Consider the following 22,028-nt stretch of genomic DNA (forward strand, 5'->3'; position numbering starts at 1 on the left):
CCGGGCTTGTTCCGAAGGCGTCGTTGGACGGTGACGAGCCGGGACACGCGGGCGGCGTGCTCGGGTGTTCCCGTCGGCCCTTGCAGAGCCGCCTGCATCTCGTCGGCCGCAACTTCCTCGACCCGCTTGTCGACGACGGTCTGGATGCCGTCGTCTCCGAGGTCGAGGACCAGGACGTTGTCGGAGAGCACCAGGTAGTCGAGTACGTCGCCGCGTTCGCGGATCATCACCACGGTCGAGGCGGGTACCGCTTCCTGGTCCAGGTCGCAGGAGTCGCGGTGCAGGTCATTGACCTCGGCGATTGCCGTACGAAGGGCTTCCTGGAGGGACACTTCGTCGTCGCCGATCAGATTGATCAAGGTGGTGCCGAGTTGTCGTACGAACCATGGGGTGCCGTGTACGCACCCCATGGGCAGGTCCTTCGGGGCGGACAGGCCGTCCAGCACGACCACTCCGGTGGGGCTCACGTGGACCGTGTCCTCGTTCGCGGCGCCCACACCCTGGGTCGATGCCATGGATACCTGCACGTCAGGCCCCTTCCGGGCGGTAGAACGGCGTGATGCGCTTGCTGGAGGTGATCTCCAGCGTGTCGGGGTCGAACGTGCTGGAGATCAGGGTCGAGAAGCGCTTCGCCTTCAGCTCTCGGTGCACGGTCGCCAGCTCGTTGTTGAGCCAGTGCACGACGCCACCCGAGCCGCGGGCGTGGATGCCAGCGATGTAGAGGAACGTGCCTTGACCATCGGGGCGCGGGAGCCGGCCGAAGTACGCGACGTCGCTGTTGCCGCCATGGTCCATCGGCGAGCGATAGACCTCACCGGTCTTCCGGTCGGTCAGGAACCAGCCGTCGTCGTCCTTGTCGAACCGCAGGTGAGGGTCACTTTCGAGGATCTGCTCGATCAGAGGCGACAGCCTGGGGCCGCAGATCACCACCAGGTTGTTGCGGTTGAGCCGCACATTGCCCCCGAGCGGGATGCGCTCGAACGTGATCTCCAGGCCGACGTCCTCGGCCAGCTCCCGCAGATGCTCGTAGGTCTGGAAGTCCTCCGTGGCGATCACCGGGCCCTGGACCCGCTTGTCGCGGCCGTCGTGCAGCTTGCCGTGCTCCAGCTTCTCGGCGAGCGCCACGATGACCTTGCCCGAGCCGAGGAACAGGCGCTCCGGCGGAGCTCCCTTGGCGAGCTGGCTCACCCGTCCCTTGCTGATGCCGAGTTCTGCGGCCAACTGGGTGCTGTTCAGCTCCCCGACCCGCAGGGTCTCGTTCATCGCCTCGTTGCGCACTGCCTGGATCTCATTGCCGTAGTCCTGCACGCGGGCGACGAGCCCGTGAGCGGCTTTGGCCCGCTGTAGAGGGTCGCCCAACTCCTTGAGCTGGGCCAATGCGACGTCGAACGCTGAGTGGAGCTGTTCCTGTAGCTCGGTCAGCGGAGCAGCGTCGGGCCGTTCCTTTTCCATCCGTGCCTCCCTTCGTGCCTCATGTTTACCCCACTAAACCGCAACTGTTCAAGGTGGTTGACTCGCAGCGTAGTCGCGTCCTATGGTTTCGATGCACGGTCGGTTTAGGGCGCTAAATCGGTCGGTCGCGTTGGCTATACATGCACTTCAAGCGCCAGATCCAGATGTCGGCCCCGGTGAACTCGTCGTACTCGCGGCGGGGTGATGGGTGGCCGGTCGTTGTTTGAGAACTCAACAGTGGACTGAATTTCGGGCCGCGGCGCCCCTGCCGTCATTACGACGAGACGACCCTCTCACCAGCGCTTTTCGGGTTGGCGAGGTCTTGAGCGGGGGGCTGGCCGCACGGCAGCCCGAGAGCGGATCTGAGCAGGACCCCAGGGGTGGGGTCGGGGCTGGCGTCGAGCCAGCGTGTGCAACTCCCCATCCGCTCGCCGCGCCGCACAGACGGCGCGACCCCCGGCACGGCGTTGGAGCGCCATGTGTGCCGGGGGTCTGCACGGACCAAACCCGATCTCACAGGGAGCTGATCCGCATGACCATCATCGCAACCACCGCCGCCCCCCTGCGCACCAAGGCCGTGTCCGATGGCGTGGAGGACGTGGTCGCGGAAGCGTGGCATGTCTACAGCGAGGTCCAGAGCCTGGCCCGCATCGGCGTCGAGGTGGCCGTGACCGTGTCCCGGCAGGGGCGCATCACCGTCGACCTCACCGTCGCCAAGGAGTCCGCCGGCCTTCTGCCCGTCCTGGTCAAGGAGCTGGAGAACAGCGCGCTCACCCGGACGCCGGGCGGGTTCGCGGTCGCCGGGACGATCTGCCAGGGCAACGTCAGCCTGCAGATCACGGTCGACTGGGCCTCCATCACCGTGGCCGAGGTCGAGGCGCTGATCGCCGCCGTCGACGTCGACCTCGACGAGCTCGGCACGGGCGACGAGTACACGGAGCGGGTCGCATGAGCCCGCAGGACAAGGCCAAGAAGGAAGCCACCCCGGCCGCCGACGACGCGTGCGTCCTGTGCGGCTGGTGGACCTGCCGCTGCGGGCAGAACGCGAACGGGGGCCGCTGATGAAGCTGCGCTTCCCGGTCCGCGTCGTCCGTACCCGCGAGCTCGACGAGCTGCGCGAGCAGGCCGACCGCACCCTCGCCGCGACCGTGCACTGCGCGGCCGCGTTGTTCGCCCTCCAGACCGTCCACGGCGACCGCGCCCAGACGCTCCGCCACCTCGACCTGGTCGTCGACGACCTCCAGGTCCACATCCTGCGCCGCGCCCGCGCCGCGCAACTCCTGCAGGAGATCGACCCGACCGGCCTGCCGGAGGCGGCGGCCGCCCAGATCCTCACCGCACGCGAGGCCCTGATCCGGGGCGGAGAAGAGGTCACCGCATGAGCACCGAGCTGGTCAGCAGGCCCGTGATGGCCGTCGAGCAGTTCCGCCAGGAGCACGGCGACGTCGACTCCTGGTCGTCGGTGGACTGGGAGGTCCACCAGAACCTCATGGAGATCGCGGTGGCCCACGGGCCGATCGGCGGTCTCCGGGCGACGGCCGGTCGCCGGGCGGTGGCGGTGGTCGTCTTCGGCTACGCCTTCGTCCTGTACGCGGTCACCGAGCTGACGTCCGCGATCCGCGGACCCCAGCCGACGAGGCTCGTCTTCCACCTGGCTCGCGTGGGCAGGGGGCCCGGGTGCCGGGCGGACGACCGCCTTCGCTACAGCGGCGACCTGCGGTTCCGCCAGCAGATCATCCGGCTCGCAGTCCGTGGCACCGGAGCCGTCGACCGCATGTCCGCCCGCCTCAACCGGGGCTGATCAACGGACCGCACACCAAGGTGGCCGCCGGGAGGCGGCCACCCCGTACGAAAGGAGAGCTGGCGTGGCGGCCCGTACCGGCACCCGCAGCACCCGGAAGAAGACGGCGGCCGCGAAGCCGCCGCCGAAGACGACGACACCCCCGCCGCAGCGCCGACCGTCCGCGCCGGCACCCGTGCCGCCGAGCCCGGAGGTGCGGGAGGAGGCGGAGACCCGGCTCGCGGACATGCGGGACCGGGCGGCCGACCTGATGGACCGGGCGGCCGACACCCTCGACCTCGCCCGCCAGCAGGCCGCCGACGAATCGGCCCGGCTGGTCGCCGCGGCCGAGGAGAGCGCCCGCACCATCCGCCGGTCGGCGGCCAACGACGCCAGGCAGGTCCTGGTCGAGGCCGCCGAGGAGGCCGGAGAGCGGCTGCGCCGGGCCAGGTCCGGAGCGGACACCGTCCGCGCCGAGGCCGACCAGGACGCCGCCGACCTCCTCACCTCCGCCCGGACCGAAGCCGAGCACGCGGCCGCCGAGACCACGGCGGCCGCGGAACGGGCGGCCAAGGAGATCACGGCGGCCGCCGAAGAGTCGGCCCGCCTGCTGCTCGCCGAGGCAGAGCAGCAGGCGGTCGAGCTCGCGGCGCTCCGCCGGGCCTCCGCCGAGGCCGCGTACCGCACCGCCCTGGCGGACGCGGCGCGCATCCTCGGTGAGGCGCAGGAGCAGGCGAACGAGACGGCGGCCGCGCACGCGGCGGTCGCCGCCGAGACCGACCTCGCCCGTCGCACCGCGCTCCTGGAGCTGAACGAGGAGCTCGCCGAGCGGCGCGAGGCCATCCGGGCCGAGCTGGACGACCACCGAAAGGAGGTCGAGGCGGTCCGCGCCGATACGGAGGCGGAATTTCGTCGGCTCGGCGAGGAGCACGAACGGCGCCGCCAGGAGCAGCGCGAGGCGCTGACCGTCGAACTGGCGGAGCTGAGGCGCAACGCCGAGACCGAGGCCCGCAGGGCGGCGCGCGACATCGTGGCCGGCGCCGAGCGGGACAAGGTCGAGGTGATGAAGGAGGCGGTCGAGGCCACTGCCCGCGCCGAGAAGCTCCGGCGCAGCGCCGAGACCGCCCTGGCCAACGCCCGTAAGGCGGCGGCCAAGAAGAAGTCGTGGGCCAAGCGCAAGCGGTCCTGGTCCCGGAAGTTCTGGGACCTGATGGTCTGGCTGGCCCTGTTCGCCGCGATCGGACTGGCGGCCACCGGCGAGTATCACCTGGCGAAGATGGTGGGCTTCGGTCCGTTCTCCCCGCTGCTGCCGGTGTGCATCGACATCTACTGCGTCGTCGCCTTCAAGCGCGAGAAGGACGTGTACCCGGCGCTGCTGCTGATGCTCGGCGCGAACATCACGTACCACCTCGCCGTGCCGGAGGCCGACGGGCAGACCTTCCTCATCATCGCGGTCGTGACGATGTTCGTCGCGGTCGTCTGGCGCGTCCACAAGCTCATGGACGACCACGCCGACGACGACGAGGAGGAGGCCGAGGACGAGCCGGAGGCCGACACCGCCAGCGGTGACGGCACCGGTAACCCGGCTCCTACCGGTAGCGGTAACCCGGGCGGTAATCCCGGCGGTACCGGTAGCGGTAGCCGGAGCGGTAACGGCGGTTCTACCGGTAGCGGTAAACCGCGTTCTACCGGTGGCGGTACCGGAGGCGGTAAGCGCACCGGTAAGGGCGGCAAGCCCGGCAGCCCGAGCGCCGAGCAGCGGGCCGCCGTACGGGCCCGCGCCGCCGAGATCCTCGCGGTAGGCGAGACCCCGTCGCCCACCACCCTCGCCGCCGAGTTCGGCGGCCTGGACCCCGAGTGGGTCCGCAACCAGATCCGCGCCGTCCGCTGATGCGGCACGGCGGACGCCGCGGGCCGGACCCGCTCACTCCCCACGCACACCAGAAAGGACGCTCATGAGCGCCGCCGAGAAGTGGACCCCCGAACACCTCCGGTCCCCCGCGGACCGGGCCATCCACCTGGAGCAGCGCCGGGCGCAGCTCCTGCCGATCGTCGACGACCTGCGCCGCCTGGCCCGCGAGATGGAGGCCGAGGTCAAGGAGATCGGCGCCATCGAGGGCGACCTGCCCGGCCAGGCCCGGATCAGGGCCTGGCACTCCGTGAAGCCGCTGTTCAGCGCCGCCGACGACGTCGAGAAGGCGATCAGCGACCTGATCAGCTTCAACGGCCGCTTCCAGAAGTCCTACGAGGACCTGCCGGTCAAGCGCGAGGAGAAGCGCCAGCGCAAGGCAGTCGCCAAGGGCCAGGGGCAGCAGGCGATCGAGTCCCCGTCGGCCGGCGCGGCCCCCGGCCCGCCCGAGAAGGCCCAGTTCGGGGATGTTTTCGACGGCCTGCGACGAGGAGCCTGACCGGTGCCCGCCCAGAACAAGGCCGAGCGGCGCGCGGCCAACCAGCTCGACCACTTCGAGAAGCGCCAGACCGAGCGGGCCCAGCGCGGCCCGCGCGGTCTGGCGGAGTCGTGGCTGGAGCGAGCCCGCGCGGTCGCCGCGCAGCGCGAGAAGGACGGCGATCCGGAGGCGTGGAACGACCTCTCCCGCACCGTCGCCACCTGGGTCTCCCGCTACGAAGCGTGACCGCCCGGTCAATCAATCCACCGATCAAATCCGACGGTGACCGCCTCTCCCGCACCCCCAACACGGACGCGCGGGCACACGGGCGCGCGGACACGCGCGCGCGTACGCGAGGTGGTCACCGTCTGTCAACCCGCTTGGAGGGTTCCATGAGCGACGAAGAAGGCCCGGGGGGACAGGTGATCCCGTTCCGGCCGACCGGCGGGGGTGCCCCGCCTCCGCCTCCGCCGCCCCCGCCCGGGCCGCCCCCGCGCCCGGCACCGCCCGCCCCTCCGGCTCCCCCGGCTCCGCCGGCCCCGGCAGCGAGCGACCCCGGACCGGCGGCAGCCGATCCCGACGAGGAGCCGGTCCGCCCGGAACTGGCCGTGCCCGACGCGGCCGTCCCGCCGCCGCCGGTTCCCGGCCTGCCCGCCACCCGCACCTCGTCGATCCCCGCCGCGTTGCGGTCGGAGGGCGTCAGCGAGGGCGACGGTGGCGGCGGCCGCGAAGGCGCTGGTAGCGCGATGGTGGTCGCCATCGGCATCGCAGTCGCCGCCCTGCGCGGCATGACCCAGTGGTTGGGCGACCGTCGCCAGCGCTTCGAGGACCAGGCCCCCGTCCGGGAGGCCGCCGCGAAGGCGAAGGCGGAACAGATCAAGGCCCGCGCCGAGCACTCGGCCGCGCTGGCGAAGATCAGCGACGACGCGTCGCAGGCGCGGGCCAAGGGTCGCGTCAAGTCGTCGTCGGCCGACTCAGGCCGGGGCGGTGGCAAGGGCGGCGGCGGGAAGTCCGGCTCCGGAGGCGCTGGCCGCTCCGGTACCGGCGGGAAGGGCAGCGGCACCTTCGGCAAGGGCGCCGACACCAAGACCAAGGGCAAGCCGACCGGCTCCAAGGACCTCGCCGCCACGAAGTCGTCCGGCAAGAGCACGGACGCGCAGAAGGCGGCGGCCGCGCGCCGGGACGCGAAGAAGGACCGGGCCCGCCCGGAGGCCAAGAAGCAGGGGCCGCTGGAGCGGATGCGCCGCAAGAGCGACGGGGCCAGCGGCAAGGACGGCGCGTCCGGCAAGGGCAGGAAGACGTCCTCCGGGGGCGGCGACACCAAGAAGAACAGCCCCGCGCGCGGCCGGACCGACAAGGCCAGGCCGGAGACGAAGCCCAAGGCCAAGCCGGACACCGGCAAGGGCAAGGTGACGCCGAACAAGGGCGGCGCGACCAAGCCGGGCGGGGCCAGCGGCACCACCGGCAAGGGCCCGGCCACGAAGCCGACCACCGGGAAGACCGGCCCGACGAAGGGCCCGGGCGGCAAGGGCAGCACGAAGAAGAAGCCCACCGGCACGGGCACGGCCAAGGGCGGCAAGACCCCCAAGGCCCCGAAGGGGTCCTCCACGACCCCGCCGAAGGCCACCTCCCCCAAGCCCAAGCCCACGTCCACGAAGACCAAGGGCAAAGGCAAAGGCCCTGGTGGGAAGGGCGGAACGGCGAAGAAGACGCCCGGCTCCAAGAAGAAGACCCCGGCGTCCACGGGCGGCACGGCCACCCCGCCGAAGCCGGTGGACCTCACCAAGAAGCCCAAGGCTCCGAAGGGATCCTCGACGACCCCGCCGAAGGCGACGTCGCCGAAGGTCAACCTGAAGAAGAAGCCGCGGCCCGGGCGGAAGAAGCCCAAGGCCGCTCCCACGACCGCGCCGACCGGCGCGGGCACCGGGGCCGGCGGGCCGAAGGGCACCGGCGGCCCGACCAGTTCGCGGCCCGGCTCACGCTCGCGCCGTACGCGGGGGCACACGCCGCCGCCGAGGAGCACGCCGCACGAGAGCGGGGAGTGGCTGCGGCCGCCGCCCGGGATGAGCGCGGAGTACACCGTCACCCTCGAACGGATCGAGCCCGAGGCGAAGCCGCCGGAGCCCAAGGCCCCGGCCGCCCTCACCGCGGGCAGCCCGGCCGGGACGGCCACTGAGACCCCGTCGCCGACTCCGGCGGCGGAGCCGACCACCCAGCCCGCCGAGACCGGCACCACCGACACCGGGACCGCCACGGTCCCCGCACCGAGGAAGGAGGCGCGGCCCATGGGCGGAGCGCCCGCCAAGGTCGAGAACGTCCAGTTCGCAGACGCCGAGCTGACGGTCTACGACGTCATCGAGTCCGACGCGGACATGGCCGAGGAGATCCTGGCTGGAGCCGAGCACGCCCGGATGGTCGCCAACAAGTGCCAGAACCTGGTGACCTCGCTGGAATCGCTGCACGCCGAGCTGACCAACAAGTCGGTGCCCGGCCGCCTTATCGGCTGGTGCGCCCGCCTGATCGAGAAGGCCGGGGTCGTGGAGTCCAAGGCGAACAAGCTCGCCGACGGTCTGCCCGGCGCCTCCGAGGCCATCGCCCACGCCGGTCAAGTCGCGGCCGAGTACGACAAGCACCCGGCCGACGTGACCCGCGACATGGGCCACACCGCCCCCGCCGACGCCTCGTACCACAAGGAGTAGCCGATGAGTTCGGACCTGGCACGCATCGGCGGGAAGATCGCCGACACCCTCATGGACGCCGTCACCTACACCATCATCGTGGCGCGCCTGGCGGCCGCGTCGATGGCGATGCTCTCGCTCAGCGAGGCCGTGCGCGGCGCCTTCAACTACGTCAAGGGCTGCGCGAAGTCGGTCGAGAACCTCGCCGACACCGCCTCCGGCCTGGGCGTCGACCCGGCCGTCGTCAGCGCCCACCAGGACGCGGCGACCGTCATGCGCGGCGTCCTGGCCGACGCCGAAGCCCTGTCCACCGAGGCCGCCGAGATGGCCTCCGACTTTCAGACCGCCAAGGACGAGCACGAAGGCGACTACGGCCCCGTGCACGAGGCGATGACGAACAAGCCCGGTCAGATCGCCGACCGGACGTACTACAGCAACCGCTAGTCCCACCGGGGCGGCCGGAGCCCAACGGCCCGGCCGCCCCGCCCGTCCGAGACACGGAGGTAGACCCCCATGTTCGACCGCGTGCACGCCCGGGCCCGCGCGAAGGCCGGCCGCGTCGCCACCGCCGCCGGGGCCGCGGTACTGACCGGAGGGCTGTTCACCGACTTCCTCACCGGCCCCGGCATCGCCGCCGCCGCTGCCACCGCCGGTATCGGACTGGCGACCAACATCAAGCTGTGGAAGGCCCCCAGCTCGGCGAAGGCCACCGCCTTCTGCGTCTACGCCTCCCCCCACGCGGGCAACGCCCTGCTGCTGGTCGGCGAGCGCCTGGTGCCCAGCGGCAGCAGCGGCTGGCTCCTCGCGCAGGCCACCGTCATCGCCGTGTGGACCGGAGCCACCTGGTACATCCGCCCCGGCCGCCTTGCCCGCGAGCTCGTCGACGAGGCCGTGCTGCAGGAGATCGCTGAGGCGACCAAGGAGGCCGAGCAGAAGGCCGCCGAAGTCGTCGTCCGCCCGGTGGATCCGAACGAGAGCGACGCGGCGCGCTGGTGGCGCCAGGAGTTCGCGGGCGAGGACGGCATCGCCCCCAACACCGTGCTCCTGGACTACGACCGGATCAGCAAGGAGTGCGTGGCCGTCGTCCTCGGCTCCGCCCAGCGCGGCACCCCGGTCCCCGACATCTCCAAGTCGCGCCTGTCGGCCCACTTGGACGTGCCCGAGGAACAGATCGAGATCGGGCCCGTACCCGGCCGGGGCGCCGGCGTCCGGCTCCTGGTGCTCGGTCCGCGGCCCGAGCCCGCCGAATCCGAGAAGACCGCCGGAGGCGACGAGGAGGTCTGGAAGGAAATCGCGGCGACCGCAATGCCGGGCGTCGAATTGATCGAGGCGAACACCTACGAAATCCGAAAGGAGCTGACCTGACCCGTGGTGGACGTAAGGGAATACGTACTGAAAACCCCGCCGGGCGGAGTGAAGAGATACGACCACGACGCCCTGTGTGATCTGCTCGAAGTCCCCGACCGCTCGCGGGTCATCTTCGAGCAGGGCGTCGGCCGTGAGGCGATCGTGCGGGTCTACCCGTCGAACCCGCTGATGAACATGCGCGAGGTCCGCCTCGATGACCTGGTGATGGACGCCCGGGGCCGAATCCGTATCGGCACCTATTACGACGGATCGCCGCTCATGTTCCGGCTTTTCGACCCGAAGACCGGAAACGCACAGCGAGGCGCGGTATTCGGTACCACCGGCGCCGGAAAGTCCCGCCTGGTGCAGGCGATCCTGGTCGCCTGCAAACGGTCGGGCATCGTCGTCCACCTCGCCGACCTCAAGAAGGGGCAGTCGGTTCCCGAGGCCGCCGGACAGGTCGCCACCCGGGTCACAACGCAGTACGAGACCATCCTCATGCTGCGCGGCCTGGTCGCCGAGGCCGAACGCCGGATGGACGCCTACGCCGAGCTGGGGCGCTCCGGCTTCATCAAGGACGATCCCGACCCGCTGATGTACGGGATCGTCGACGAGGCCAACCGCCTCCTCGAGGAAGGCGCCCCGTTCCGCGACGAGGGCGCCAAGCTCATCAAGGAATTGGGCCGCACCGGCCGGTCGGTGGGCGTCGGCATCATCATCGCCGCGCAGGCCGGCCACCTCGCCGAGCTCGGCGGCAGCGACACGCTGCGCGCCATGCTCAAGGAGGGCGAGGTCATCCTGCTCCGCTGGAGCAGTGGCATGATGCAGCAGCTCGTCGGCGACGGCCTGGTCCCGCGCGGCGAGGCCCTCCAGCCCATCCCGAAGGTCGTCGGCCGTGTCCAGCGCATCCGCCGGTACAACGAGGTCGCCACCGACGACGACGAGGACGCCAACAGCCAGGGGATGCTCTACCACCTCACCGGGCCCCGCCCGATGAGCATGGCCCGCACCTTCGTCGTCGGCTCCGTCGCCCCCACCGCGGGCTTCGACCCGCTGATCCTCGACCTGTACGGGCCCGAGGCCCCGCCGGGTGAGGGGATCAACCTGATGGCGTTCGTGACGGCCAAGGAGCTCAAGCTCCTCGGCGACAGCGACGACGGCCCGGCAGGAACGGCCCCGTCCGAACCGGCTGCCGCCGCGGCGGCAGCCGCCGCCGAGGAGCCCGCCGCGCCGCAATCGATCGCCGACCGGATCATGGCGATTCTCCCGCCCGAGGGCATGTCGGCGCCGGATCTCGCGGCCGCGCTCGACGCCGACGGCCTCAGCAACAGGCCGGTCCGGCGCGGCACGCTGGGCACCACGATCAGCGCGATGCGCAAGGACGGGAAGCTCGCCCGCCCGGACGGAACGAACCTGATCCGCCCGAACCCGTCCTAGCCGCTGTCGGACCGTGATCCCATGCTGTCCCCGGAGGGAGAACGGCATGGACTTCGAGTTCGACTGCTGGTGCTGCGGCATCACCAACGCCGTCTGGGGCCGCCCGGTCGGCTTCTGGACCGAGCGCTACCGATTACCGGCGGAGTGGGACTGCTGGAACTGCGACGCCACGAACATCACCCCGGACGACTGATCCACAACCACACAGCGCGCGAGGGCCCCGGAGACCGAAACTCTCCGGGGCCCTCGGCGTCCCCCGACCCGTCACGGAAGGAGGCACCGTCCATGGTGCCCGTGCCCGACCCCCGCAAGACGCCCCTGACCGACGCCGAGGCGGAGGTCGAGGCACTCCGCCTCATCACGGACGCCTACCGCCCCGCCCCGCCGGCCCCGGTGCAGACGCCGACGGCGACGTCGTTCCGCGACCCCACCCCGGTCCCCGCCATCGGCACCGCCCCGCCCGAGAGGCAGCCCGGCCGAGCGCCCATGAGTCAGGGCGCCACCGACGCCAGCGTCCTCATGCTCGCCGGAGCCGGGTCGGTGTCCATGGTCAGCGTGTCCGCCGGAATCCTGATGTACCTCTCCCAGTACGCCGACCCGGTCGTCTGCGGCATCGTCCTTGGCGCTCCCACGGTCGTCGTCCTCGCCCTGTGCCGCCTGGTGCGCCGGGCCAAGGAAGCCGTCGCCGCCGCGCCGCCCGTGATCCACCAGCACTACGAGGGCACCGTCCACCAGGACCACAGCAGCTACAGCACCGAGACCCGCGGCCTGATCGCCCGCACCCGCAACGAGATCCGCCGCTGACCCTCCCCCACCCCAGCGAAACCGCAGACCAACACCCGTAAGCCCTGTTAGGCCCAACAGGTCTAACAGGGCTTACGTTCGACAAGGAGAGCCCCGTGGCCGTGTCCCTGAGCGCCGTCGTCCTGCTGGCGATCGTCGTCTTCGTCCTGCTGCGCAACGGCGCCCTGCGCGTCCTGCCCGCCCTCGCCGCGATCGGGTTCGGCTTCTTCCTCGCCTCCACCGGCGTGGCCGGGCCCATCAACTCCGCCGCCGGCGGCCTCGCCGACCTGCTCGCCCGGATCAACTTCTGACAGGAGATACGCCTTGAGCACGCACGTCACCGTCAGCCACGGCAGCGACTTCCTCGGAGTCGACATCCTCCCCGTCCACCAGCTGCGCGAATTCGGCAAGCACGTCCGCGGTGTCCTCCCGGCCGCCGACTACCCGCCGCTCACCACGCTCCTGGACGCGGCGGGCCAGGGCGAGCACGCCATCGACAGCGACCAGGCCGCGCTGCTCGCCATCCTGCTGCGCCGCGCGGCCGCCCACCGACGGCTGAAGAAGCCGTTCCCCGAGATCGCCACCCGCCTGGGCATCGCGGCCGCCAACGCCGCCGCCGACCCCGCCCCCTGGACCTGGACCCCGACCACCGAAGGAAGCAGCCGATGACCACCGCACACGACCCCATCGACGCCCGCCTGGACGCCGCCAACACCACCGTCCTCGCCGAGATCAGCAGGACCGACGCGAAGTCCGGCGTGCTGCTCACCTCGTTCAGCCTGCCGCTGGCCGCGCTCGTCGCCGCGGTGCCCGGGCACGCCTTACCGCCCATGGCCGCCGTCCTCGTCGGGGCCGGCACCGTCGGCCTGGTCGCCGCGATGCTCGTCGTCCTCCTGGTCGTCCGCCCCCGGCTGACCGGCGCCTCCCGCGGCTCCTTCCTCTACTGGTCGCTGTGCACGCCCGAGGACCTGGTGGAGGACCTGAAGAACCCCGGCGACCGCGCCGCCCACGTCATCCAGCTCTCGCAGATCGCCCGCCGCAAGTACCGGGGCCTGCGGGCGGCCGGGGACATCACCGGCGCCTCGCTCGTCACCCTCGCCGCCGCCCTGCTCACCTCCCTGATCTGACCGAGGAGAACACCATGCACGTCGGAAACCGCATCGAGCTGACCGCCCGGATCGAGGCGTTCGACCGCGTCGCCGAGATCGGCGACCAGGGCGTCATCCAGGAGATGCACACCGGCGGCCACCTCACCGTCCGCATGGACGACGGCCGCCCCCAGTTCCCCCGCCACGACGAGGTGACCGTCCTCCACGGCGCGGACCCGGCCTCGACCTACGAACGCGACCTCGCGGCCGCCAAGCGTGCCCGCCGGGTGTGGGGATGCACGTGCGGCGCCGACAACCCGGCGTCGTACGACGCCTGCCACGAGTGCCAGCGCCCGTCCTGGAGTTGCGCGGCCTGCGGCACGGTGAACACCTGCGGCCGCAGCGACTGCGACGAGTGCGGCAACACGATGCCCGCCGAGCTCCTGGGCGACCGCGAGGAGGGCTTCGAGATGACGTACGAGGAGTGGATCACCACCCAGATCGGCCCCCGTGTCGTCGGCGGCCGCTACGACCACGGCGACGACGCCAGCTCGTACGAGGTCCTCGGCATCGAGCCCGGTCCGCGCCCTCTGGGCACCTGGCCGGTCTGGCAGATCACCGTGCGCGGCACCGACGGCCAGGAGCGCACCCACTGCTCCGGCTGGGACCCCCGCCGCGACCGCGTCCGCACCGAACAGACCTGTTAGACCCAACACCCCCAACGGTGAGGTTCGGGCGGATCAGCCTGCACTGTCACCCCGGCACGACAGCATGAAGCCCGGGGCCGCCGAAACCGGCCCCGGGCTCATTGAGAGGAAACCATGACCGACACCACCATCGACAGCGCCGTCCCCGACGGCCCCGTCTTCTCCGCCGAGGCGTACGCCGCCGTCGAGAAGGCCGCCGCCTCCCTCCGCTGCCTGTACGCCCCGAGCGTCCTGGAGCACGCCGCCGAACTCCTCACAGACCTGTGGGCCGCCGGCGAGCGCCACGGCGTCACCACCTCCGACTGGGGATGGGCGGCCGACCTGCCCGGCGGCGCGCTCAGCGTCGTCGCCCGTCGCTACGAGCGCCCGGAGACGGAGCGCACCGGCCAGGAGACCATGGCCCTGGCCCGGCACCTGCTGGAGGCTCTGACCTCCGACGAGATCGGCCTGAGCGCCAAGCTCGGGCCCCGCGCCAGCGTCGTCGTCGAGCGCAGCTCCGCCACCCCGCGCGGCGGCTTCCACGGTGACGCCAACCTGATCGTCGGCATCTACTCCAACGGCGGATGGGACCTGGCCTTCAACCAGAACGGCGCGTCCGTCCTGTCGATCGTCGCCCCCGCCTCGCAGGCCGGGGCCTCCCAGGTCGCCGAGATCGTTCGGGCCCTCGTGCACGGCGAGATCGGCAACCCGTTCCGCCGCTGACCCACACCACCCGACACCCGGCGGGGCCGCCGAAACCGCCCCCGCCCCTCACCCGAGGAGCCTCCCTGTGACCTCCTGGTCCAGCACCACCCTCGTCGCCGTCGCCGACGACTACGACCGCGAGATGGGCGACAGCAACGCCCCGCTCGACTCCCGCTTCGGCCGCTACCTCGCCCAGCGCCTTACTGACCTGTGGGACGAGGACCGCACCGACCCGGCCGCCTTCCTGGTGTGGGCCTGGCACGTCGCCACCCCGCCGATCATGTCCCCCGGCTACGTCCGCATCCGCCCCGACCTCGGCGCCGTCCGCCTCACCCAGTCGCAGGAGGACGGCCGCCTCCTCGTCGAGATCGAGACCCCCGTCCAGCACGGCCAGCTCGCCCAGAGCGTGCGCCCGCCGTACTCCGCCATGCGCGACTGGGAGACCGACCGGTACGCGTACTCCTCGGACGGAAGCCACCTGCCCCTGCAAGCCCCCCACGACGAGTCCAAGCCCGCGCTGCTGCTGGCCGCCACCCTGCGCCTGCCGGCCGACGACTGGACTCTGCACCAGCCCGCCGGGAAGTGGCCCGTCGAGGAGTTGCTGATCGACGACGCGAAGAACGCCGTCGCCGTCGCCGTGGCGGGCATCAACGACATCGCCGGGCATCGAGTCGCCAAGCTCATCGGCTCCGAGGGCGGCCGCTGGTGAGCGCCCTGCCCACCCCGGCCGACATGTCCCACGCCATGCTGATCGCCGTCCTGATGCACAACGGCGGGAGCCTGGACCTGCCCGCCACCGCGTTCGAGACCGACGCTCTGGGCGACGGCCACGGCGCCCACCACGCCGTACAGCTCGCCCCGCTTGACGACGGCAGCGTGCGCCTGTCCGTCGTCGCCCGCCCGTCCGGCGACGACGCCGGGATCGAAGTCCGCGACCTCTGATTGACCCGCCGCACCCGGCAACGCGGCACACTGGACCGACAAGCGAAACGAGAGGTGCCATGCCAGAGGACCCGATCAGCCAGGAGATGGCCCGCATCCTGAACGAGAAGCTTCAGCGGGTGATCGACAAGCAGACGGAGCACACCATCGCCCTGGCCAACCACACCGCGTCCCTCGACCGGCTGGAGAAGGGCCAGGAGCAGCTGAAGGAGGACCTGGGCGAGATGAAGAACATGCTCCGCCAGCTCCTCAGCCGCGACACGAGCGACAGCTGACTCGACCCGCACACCTCCCCGAAGCCCCCGTCCGCGAACCTCAGCGGACGGGGGCTTCGTCATGTCCGGGGACGGGGGCGACGGTCCCCAAGCGACGGGGACTGTGCTCTTGGGGACCGTCCCCAACCGTCTGGGGACCGTCGTGTTCGGGGACCGTCCCGCCGACGAGATGGCGCGGGGACCGTCCCCGGAACGGTCATTCGGGGACGGTCCCGGGGACCGTCCGCACCGGGGCATCGGGGACCGTCCGCACCGGGGCATCGGGGACCGGTCCCCGTGCACCGGGGACCGCATTGCCGGGGACCGTCCGCGCACGAAACCGCGCTGACCAGCGGGTAATGGGAATGCAAAGTGCGTGCGGATCTCGGTCCCCGAAGAACACCAAGAGCGAGCAAAGCGCGGGTGACGTTAGCCGCGCGGGGACCGGTCCCCGGGGACCGGGAAGACGCGCCGTCGCCGACGGGCCCCGTGCGGGGGACGGGGACCGTCGGCGACGTCCTGGCGCTCGGCGGGGACGCCTCGCACCTTCACCGGGGACCGTCCCCACGGCGACGCCGGCGCCGTCCCCGCGGCCGCCGGGACCACCACCGTGGACACCGCGCTGACCGACCGGATCGCGCGTCCGCGCCGCACGCCGACGCGGCCGCCGTCCCCCCTGCCGCGTCGCCTGGGAGGGCGCCGCGCTCCCGCACCGACGCCCGCGTACCGGCCGGGCGCAGCGCTCCCGCACCGGCGCCCGGCGCGGTCCAGCTCGACCCCCGGCCGCCTTCGCCGCACCGCCCGCCCGGTGACCACCCTCCGCAACCAGGCCCGCCGTAACTGTCCGCGAATCGCGGACGGCCTCCGGCTTGTGGACACCCCTGTCAGGCCCGCTGGCAGGCCCGGCGGCAGGGCTCGCCAGCCGCGTCGCGGGTGGATCGCGATCCGATGGAAGTAACGGCCATACCGCCATCAACCAGAACGTCTGACGGACAGTTTCTTGGTCAACCGGTGATCCGGAGTTACGGTCAACGCTCCCTCCGGTGCTCTTGACTATGTAGAACGTCTGTTCGAACAGAGCAAGATCAAAAGCATGGGATGGACAAAGGGGGTTCCCCTGTCGGGGAACCCCGGCGCTGCCGGGAAAGACGAACGACTGCACAACCGCACAAGCTGCGGGAACGGGGAGGGGCGCCGGATGGCGTGGGTGATGGAGATTCGGGCCGACGAACAGGTCGACTACCGGCTCAGCCGTCAGGCCGGGTGTGGTGTCGTCGACAGCACCGGCCGCGAGATCGAGGGCACCGAGGACCGCCCGGTCACTTACCGTCTGGAGTCGGACGCGGACGGCGTCCTGGTCTGGATCGGCTCCGGCCTGGACGCCGTCGGCCTCACGGCCGGCACCGTGATGACCCCGGAGGGCGAGGCTGCGGCCCGCCGCCTGATGAAGGGATGCCACCCCGAAACCGGCGCCCGGCTCATCACCACCAAGACCTCCGTCACCGCGGACGAGAAGGCCACGCTCACCGTCGCGCCGCTGCTGCGCGCCATCGAGGCGAAGGCCGCCGAGGAAGGCGTCGAGGCGTCCGCGCTGCTGGACGGCAAGCCGAAGCAGCAGCGGGTCCTTGCGCAGCAGCAGCGCATGGTGAACCGGCGGGGCGAGGGGCAGCGCCTGCACGTGGAGACCGTGCACAAACTCGCCCGCGCCACCGGCATCGACCTCGATGCGGTCTACGGCAAGAAGACGGTCGAGGACGCGTGGGCGAACAAGGACCTGCGCATCGACACCCGGGTGCGCGGATGGGACCTCGTACTCGACCTGAGCAAGTCCGACAGCACCCTGGACGGCCTGCTGCCCGACCTCGGCGAGAAGACGTACCGCGAGATCGTCCACCAGGCGAAGGACGAGACGCTGCGCATGGCGGAGCAGCTGGTCGGCTACGCGGTCGGCAGCGAGGACGGCGAACCGGTACGGATCGCGACCGGCGGTCTGCTCGGGTGGTCCGTCGAGCACCGCGCCTCCCGTCCGATGGGCGACGGACAGCCCGGCGACCCGCACCTGCACCTGCACGTCGTCATCGCCAACATGGCGTTGTGCGAGGACGGGAAGTGGAGGTCGATCGCCAACTCCGGCACCGACCTCTACCGGCACGCCGCCGTCCTCGACGCCACCTTCAAGGCCCGCGTCCGTCAGCTCACCCACGAACGGTTCGGCGTACGGCGCGTGCAGTCGGAGACGACGCGGGCGTGGGAGATCGAGGGCATCCCCGAGCAGCTGCGTGACGCGTTCAGCCGGCGCGCGGCCCGGGTGAACGAGCTCGCCGGTGAGGACGCCTCCCGCGAGGACAAGATGCGCGTCTCCGCGACGACGCGGCGGGCCAAGCACGAGGCGGATGCGAACGGGATGCGCGCGAGCTGGCGGGAGCGCGCCGAGGCCCTGGGTATCGACGTCGACGCGATGGTCGCCGAGGCCGCGCCCGGTCCGCCCGGTGACGGTGGTGCGGCCGTCGACGGCTCCGGCGGGCCGCGCATCCCGCCGCCCAGCGACATCGCGCGCATCGTGTTCGACCCCGAGACCGGCGTCACCGCGACGCGCAAGGACTTCACCCGGGCCGCGTTGATGGCGGCCGTCGTCAACGCCCTGCCGTACGGGTTCGGCAGCGCCGACCTGACCGACCTCCAGCACCTGGTCGACGACGTCCTGCGCGTCGAGGGCTACGCCGTGGCGCTGCCGCATGTCGGGTCGACGGTGATGTCGAGCACCGACCGGTACACCACCCGCGACGTCCTGGAGGCCGAGGACGTCGCCGTCACCCAGGCCCGCGAGCGGTCCGCCGACAACACCGTCCGGCTGACCACCGAGCAGGCCGACCTCGCCATGAGCGTGTTCGCCAAGGCGGCCGGGTTCGAGCTATCGGAGCAGCAGCAGGAGGTCGTCACCCGGTTCCTCACCGCCGGGAACGGCGTCGACGCCGTCATCGGTGTGGCCGGCGCGGGCAAGTCCACGCTCATGGACGCGTGCCGCATCGCGTGGGATGCCACCGGCACCACGTACGCGGGCGCGTGCCTGTCGGCGGTCGGCGCGCAGGGTCTGACCGACGCCTCCGCCATCCCCTCGCGCACCGTGGCGTCCTGGCTGAAGCGGATCGAGTCCGGCGAGGGGCTGACCGGGATCGACGTCCTGGTGGTCGACGAGGCGGTGATGACCGACGACCGTTCGGCGGCGAAGCTGCTCACCGAGGCGGCCCGCACCGGCACGCAGGTCCTCGCGATCGGCGACCCCAAGCAGCTGCAGGCCGTCGGCATCGGCGGCTGGTTCGAGGAAGTCCACCGCATCGTCGGCGGCCTCACCCTGGACGAGAACCGCCGCCAGCGTGACGAATCCGAGCGGGCTGCGCTCGACATCTGGCGCACCGGCGACCACCGCAAGGCCCTGGAGATGCTCGCGGCCGCCGACCGCGTCCACCCGGCGGCCACCGCCGACGAGGCGCGCTCCCAGATGTTGATGGCCTGGGACGCCATGCGCGCGGACTGGCCCGACGAACTCGACCTGCTGGACAACCTCGCCGTCCTGGCCGCCCGCAACGATGACGTCGACCTCCTCAACGCCGGCGCGCAGGAGATGCGCCGCCAGAACGGCGAGCTCGGCGACACGATGCACACCTTCGCCCTGCCCGGCGGCCGCGAACTGGTCCTCGCCGAGAACGACGTCGTCCGCGTCCGGATCAACGACTACCGTTCCCGCCGCGACCCGGGCCAGCCCGACGTCCTCAACGGCTACCGCGCCAAGGTCACCGCCATCGCCGACGACCACAGGGTCCAGATCACCTGGCGGGCCAAGGACCCGGCCGCCCCCAGCGGCACCACAGAGGTGTCCGCGTGGATGGCCCCCGACGACATCGCCGGCGGTGCCCTCTCCCTCGGCTACGCCATGACCGTCGCCGCCTCCCAGGGCATGACCTGCCACACCTCGCTGCTCTACGGCCACGGCTGCAACGCCTTCGCCACCTACCCGGGCATCACCCGGGGCAAGGAGGCCAACCACCTCTGGCTCCCCCTGGACGTCGTCGAGGACGAACGCACCCAGCGCGAACTCGGAGCCGCCCGCAGCGAGACGGAGCTCCTGCAGCGCAGCATCTACGCGTTCGCCGACTACCTCGGGCAGTCGAAGCCGGACGGCATGATCTCCGACGAACTGCGCGCCGCACCCGAACCCGTCGCCCTGCCCAGGCAGACCGAACCCCTCACCGCCCGCCAGGAGCACGAGGCCGCCCTGCGCAACGCCAGCGCCGCCCGGGAGCGCTCCGTACGCGCGGCCCGCTCGAAGTCCACCTTCGTCAAGCGCCAGAGGTGGGAGGACGCCGCCCGCCGAGCCGAACGCGAGCGCGCCGAGCAGGACCGCCGCCAGGACGACGACACGCAGACGCCCGCGTACGACACGGGCGAGAGCGGCGCGGACGACCTGCAGATGTCCGAGGAGCACAAGGCCCGCCTCGACGCCGTCACGCGCGAGCGGGAGGTGCGCGCCATCCCGTCCGCCGAGAAGCGGGCGTACGGCGACATGACCGAGTCGGAGCTGCGCTCCAGGATGGGCTGGTACATCGAGTCGGCCGAAGCAGCCGAGGGCCTGGCCGCCCAGGCCCGCGAGGAGTACCGCCAGCGCTCCGAGGAACTGGCGCGCTACGAGGCCGCCGGCACCAGCCGCGGCGGTGAGTTCACCGCCCGGGCCGACGCCGTCCTCACCGCCGCCGAGGCCCTCCTCGACCGCGCCCGTGCGGAGGAGGCCGCCGCGAGCGCGGCCGAGAAGAAGGCGCAGGAGATGCGCAGCCAGTACGACCGGACCGAGTCCTCCCGCAAGGCCGGGCACGTCACGCTCGCGCTGGCCTTCACTACCAAGAAGGCCGTGGCGAAGGCGACCGGTCACCTCGTCGAGCAGCGCGTGGAGGCGGAGACCGAGGAGATGCGCGCCAAGCGGGCCGCGGCGGACGCCCGCACCGACGCCTGGGACACCCTCACCGAGAGCAGCGACGTACGGAGCCTCGGCGCCACCGGCTACCGGCCGGCCACAGTCGAGGACCTCGCCGCCAAGCTCACCGAGCTGCGCACCGCGCTGCCGGAGCGGGCCCAGGCGATCGACAAGGCTGACCTGCGCCTGCGCAATGACGCGCACGGCCGGATCGGCTCCAAGACCGAGGAGGCCGCCGCGTTCCGCGGCTACGTCGACGACGTCCGCAAGGAGCAGGCCGACCGGAGGATGATCCGGGACGTCACCCCCGAGCGGCACAAGCAGGAGGTCGCCTACCGCGCCGGACAGGCCGCCGAGCAGAACCGCCAGCAGTCCGTCCAGCACCAGGCCCCCGCCCCCGCCCTGCAGCAGGATCAGCAGCAGAGCCGAGGTCGAAAAGCCTGAAGGGGGACCAAGGTATCGTCACTCCGCGCCGATACACCGACCCCCATAGACCTGTTGGACCTAACAGGGCCAACGGCTTGTGAGCAGGGATGGAGAAGCCCCCGGCGGCGCTCGGTGCAGGAGCAGCCGCCGGAGGCCTCATTCGTCGCCCGGGCCCACGGGGGAAGGCGCCGGGAGACGGCTCAGGGGGACGCGGCCGCCGCCTCGTCGACGGGCACAGCGGCCTGCAGGCGGTCGAGGCGCTCGTACAGCGCGCGGATCAGCCGGGCCCGGTTCTGCACCCGGTGCAGGCTCGTGCACGGCTGCGACAGACGCCCGTCGGCCTCCTGCAGGATCAGCTCGGCGAACAGCCGCCGCCCGTCGTCCTCGGGGAGCCGGTCCGCGTGGACGCGCACGGAATCGGCGACCACCCGTGCCGCCCCGGCGAGCAGGTGGCCGACCTGTACGACGTCGGCGGCCGGTACGTCCAGCGGCGAGGACCACGCCAGCGCCGTGCGCACCACCTGCTCGTGCGTCTCGCGGTCCGGCGGGAGCTCCGCCGCCAGGCGGCCCTCCGGGTCGTACAGAACGTCATGCGTCATGAGGTGGCCGCCTTCTGGGGGTCGCGGGCCAGGGCTCGCAGATGGTGGGTGAGCCGGTCGGGGCGGATCAGCGGCGGCGGGACCGCGCGCGGCGGGCTGACCCAGTGCGCTGCCGGGCTGCCGTGCTGGCCGGTGGGCATCAGGAGCTGGAAGCCGTCGCCGAGGGCGCGTACGCCGGGAAGGCCGGCGGCCGCCGTGTGTCCCGTGCCCGGCGGCACCAGGACGTACAGCTGGTCGCGCAGGTGGTCGGCGAGCACGGGGTAGCCGCGGCGCGGGCCCACCCGCATCGCGACCAGCGCGTCCAGGCCGAGCGGTATCGGGGAGATGGCCACCGCGTCCCAGGTCCGGCCGCACGCCACCCAGTGGGTGCGGTCGTCGCCGCGCACCCACTGCGCACGGAGCCGGTCGGAGGGCTGTGCGAGCCGGTGCCACGTTGGGGTGGAGGTCTTGGCGGACTGGGCCATATCCGGACCGTACGGGCGGTATACACGAGGTAGC

General features: G+C 72.0%; 24 protein-coding genes and 1 pseudogene. 21 read left to right on the forward strand and 4 right to left on the reverse strand.

Features of this window, described 5'->3' with window-relative positions; translation table 11 throughout:
* Both J8M50_RS48460 and J8M50_RS48465 read right to left on the reverse strand, forming a co-directional pair.
* Nucleotides 1-515, reverse strand: a pseudogene (locus tag J8M50_RS48460) (hypothetical protein); the annotation flags it as partial.
* Nucleotides 516-528: 13 nt separating this feature from the next.
* Nucleotides 529-1,452 (reverse strand): hypothetical protein, encoded by a 924-nt coding sequence (locus tag J8M50_RS48465; RefSeq protein ID WP_010361206.1) that lies wholly within the window; start codon nt 1,450-1,452, stop codon nt 529-531.
* Between the two features lie 532 nt (nt 1,453-1,984).
* Between J8M50_RS48465 and J8M50_RS48470 the strand changes: the two genes are divergently transcribed.
* From J8M50_RS48470 to mobF, 21 genes are all read left to right on the forward strand, one after another.
* A complete protein-coding gene (locus tag J8M50_RS48470) occupies nt 1,985-2,404 on the forward strand; it encodes a hypothetical protein (RefSeq protein ID WP_010361205.1) in 420 nt (139 codons plus the stop codon).
* A gap of 109 nt (nt 2,405-2,513) precedes the next feature.
* Nucleotides 2,514-2,834, forward strand: coding sequence for a hypothetical protein (locus J8M50_RS48475; RefSeq protein WP_010361204.1), 321 nt, complete (start codon nt 2,514-2,516; stop codon nt 2,832-2,834).
* Nucleotides 2,831-3,253: a hypothetical protein gene (locus tag J8M50_RS48480; RefSeq protein ID WP_010361199.1), complete on the forward strand. Its 423-nt coding sequence runs from the start codon at nt 2,831-2,833 to the stop codon at nt 3,251-3,253. The genes J8M50_RS48475 and J8M50_RS48480 overlap by 4 nt, the downstream gene beginning before the upstream one ends.
* Before the next feature lie 64 nt (nt 3,254-3,317).
* Nucleotides 3,318-5,123 carry a coiled-coil domain-containing protein gene (locus J8M50_RS48485; protein WP_223786508.1) on the forward strand — a complete coding sequence of 602 codons (1,806 nt, stop codon included), beginning with the start codon at nt 3,318-3,320 and terminating at the stop codon, nt 5,121-5,123.
* Between the two features lie 64 nt (nt 5,124-5,187).
* Nucleotides 5,188-5,640 carry a hypothetical protein gene (locus tag J8M50_RS48490; RefSeq protein ID WP_010361073.1) on the forward strand — a complete coding sequence of 151 codons (453 nt, stop codon included), beginning with the start codon at nt 5,188-5,190 and terminating at the stop codon, nt 5,638-5,640.
* Between the two features lie 3 nt (nt 5,641-5,643).
* On the forward strand, nt 5,644-5,865 hold the full coding sequence (locus J8M50_RS48495; RefSeq protein WP_010361074.1) for a hypothetical protein: 222 nt from the start codon (nt 5,644-5,646) through the stop codon (nt 5,863-5,865).
* Between the two features lie 146 nt (nt 5,866-6,011).
* Nucleotides 6,012-8,318 carry a hypothetical protein gene (locus J8M50_RS48505; RefSeq protein WP_263304966.1) on the forward strand — a complete coding sequence of 769 codons (2,307 nt, stop codon included), beginning with the start codon at nt 6,012-6,014 and terminating at the stop codon, nt 8,316-8,318.
* A 3-nt stretch (nt 8,319-8,321) separates the two neighbouring features.
* Entirely contained in the window at nt 8,322-8,741 is a 420-nt protein-coding gene (locus J8M50_RS48510) for a hypothetical protein (RefSeq protein WP_010361190.1), read from the forward strand.
* Nucleotides 8,742-8,810: 69 nt separating this feature from the next.
* On the forward strand, nt 8,811-9,662 hold the full coding sequence (locus tag J8M50_RS48515) for a hypothetical protein (RefSeq protein WP_010361189.1): 852 nt from the start codon (nt 8,811-8,813) through the stop codon (nt 9,660-9,662).
* 3 nt (nt 9,663-9,665) lie between these two features.
* Nucleotides 9,666-11,081: an ATP-binding protein gene (locus tag J8M50_RS48520; RefSeq protein ID WP_040839163.1), complete on the forward strand. Its 1,416-nt coding sequence runs from the start codon at nt 9,666-9,668 to the stop codon at nt 11,079-11,081.
* Between the two features lie 46 nt (nt 11,082-11,127).
* Nucleotides 11,128-11,274, forward strand: a complete 147-nt coding sequence (locus tag J8M50_RS48525) for a hypothetical protein (protein ID WP_158002859.1) — start codon at nt 11,128-11,130, stop codon at nt 11,272-11,274.
* 92 nt (nt 11,275-11,366) lie between these two features.
* Nucleotides 11,367-11,885, forward strand: coding sequence for a hypothetical protein (locus J8M50_RS48530; RefSeq protein ID WP_010361187.1), 519 nt, complete (start codon nt 11,367-11,369; stop codon nt 11,883-11,885).
* A gap of 95 nt (nt 11,886-11,980) precedes the next feature.
* Entirely contained in the window at nt 11,981-12,175 is a 195-nt protein-coding gene (locus J8M50_RS48535; RefSeq protein ID WP_010361186.1) for a hypothetical protein, read from the forward strand.
* Between the two features lie 13 nt (nt 12,176-12,188).
* The gene (locus tag J8M50_RS48540) at nt 12,189-12,533 is read left to right on the forward strand and encodes a DUF7739 domain-containing protein (protein ID WP_010361185.1); all 345 of its coding nucleotides are present in this window, start codon (nt 12,189-12,191) and stop codon (nt 12,531-12,533) included.
* Nucleotides 12,530-12,991, forward strand: coding sequence for a Pycsar system effector family protein (locus J8M50_RS48545; protein ID WP_010361184.1), 462 nt, complete (start codon nt 12,530-12,532; stop codon nt 12,989-12,991). Before J8M50_RS48540 ends, J8M50_RS48545 begins: the two co-directional genes overlap by 4 nt.
* Nucleotides 12,992-13,005: 14 nt before the next feature.
* The gene (locus J8M50_RS48550; protein WP_050987442.1) at nt 13,006-13,659 is read left to right on the forward strand and encodes a hypothetical protein; all 654 of its coding nucleotides are present in this window, start codon (nt 13,006-13,008) and stop codon (nt 13,657-13,659) included.
* A gap of 114 nt (nt 13,660-13,773) precedes the next feature.
* Nucleotides 13,774-14,361, forward strand: a complete 588-nt coding sequence (locus J8M50_RS48555) for a hypothetical protein (protein WP_010361099.1) — start codon at nt 13,774-13,776, stop codon at nt 14,359-14,361.
* Between the two features lie 67 nt (nt 14,362-14,428).
* Entirely contained in the window at nt 14,429-15,052 is a 624-nt protein-coding gene (locus J8M50_RS48560) for a hypothetical protein (RefSeq protein ID WP_010361100.1), read from the forward strand.
* Entirely contained in the window at nt 15,049-15,285 is a 237-nt protein-coding gene (locus J8M50_RS48565) for a hypothetical protein (protein WP_010361101.1), read from the forward strand. Before J8M50_RS48560 ends, J8M50_RS48565 begins: the two co-directional genes overlap by 4 nt.
* Before the next feature lie 59 nt (nt 15,286-15,344).
* Nucleotides 15,345-15,560, forward strand: a complete 216-nt coding sequence (locus J8M50_RS48570; protein ID WP_010361102.1) for a hypothetical protein — start codon at nt 15,345-15,347, stop codon at nt 15,558-15,560.
* A gap of 1,177 nt (nt 15,561-16,737) precedes the next feature.
* Nucleotides 16,738-20,949 carry a MobF family relaxase gene (gene mobF, locus J8M50_RS48575; RefSeq protein WP_223786510.1) on the forward strand — a complete coding sequence of 1,404 codons (4,212 nt, stop codon included), beginning with the start codon at nt 16,738-16,740 and terminating at the stop codon, nt 20,947-20,949.
* Between the two features lie 182 nt (nt 20,950-21,131).
* Here mobF and J8M50_RS48580 read toward each other — a convergent pair whose 3' ends face one another.
* Nucleotides 21,132-21,530: a hypothetical protein gene (locus J8M50_RS48580; RefSeq protein ID WP_010361224.1), complete on the reverse strand. Its 399-nt coding sequence runs from the start codon at nt 21,528-21,530 to the stop codon at nt 21,132-21,134.
* Nucleotides 21,527-21,994: a hypothetical protein gene (locus J8M50_RS48585; RefSeq protein WP_010361225.1), complete on the reverse strand. Its 468-nt coding sequence runs from the start codon at nt 21,992-21,994 to the stop codon at nt 21,527-21,529. The genes J8M50_RS48580 and J8M50_RS48585 overlap by 4 nt, the downstream gene beginning before the upstream one ends.
* Nucleotides 21,995-22,028 lie beyond the last annotated feature (34 nt).

The sequence above is a fragment of the Streptomyces acidiscabies genome, assembly GCF_020010905.1.
Taxonomy (GTDB): Bacteria; Actinomycetota; Actinomycetes; order Streptomycetales; family Streptomycetaceae; genus Streptomyces; species Streptomyces acidiscabies.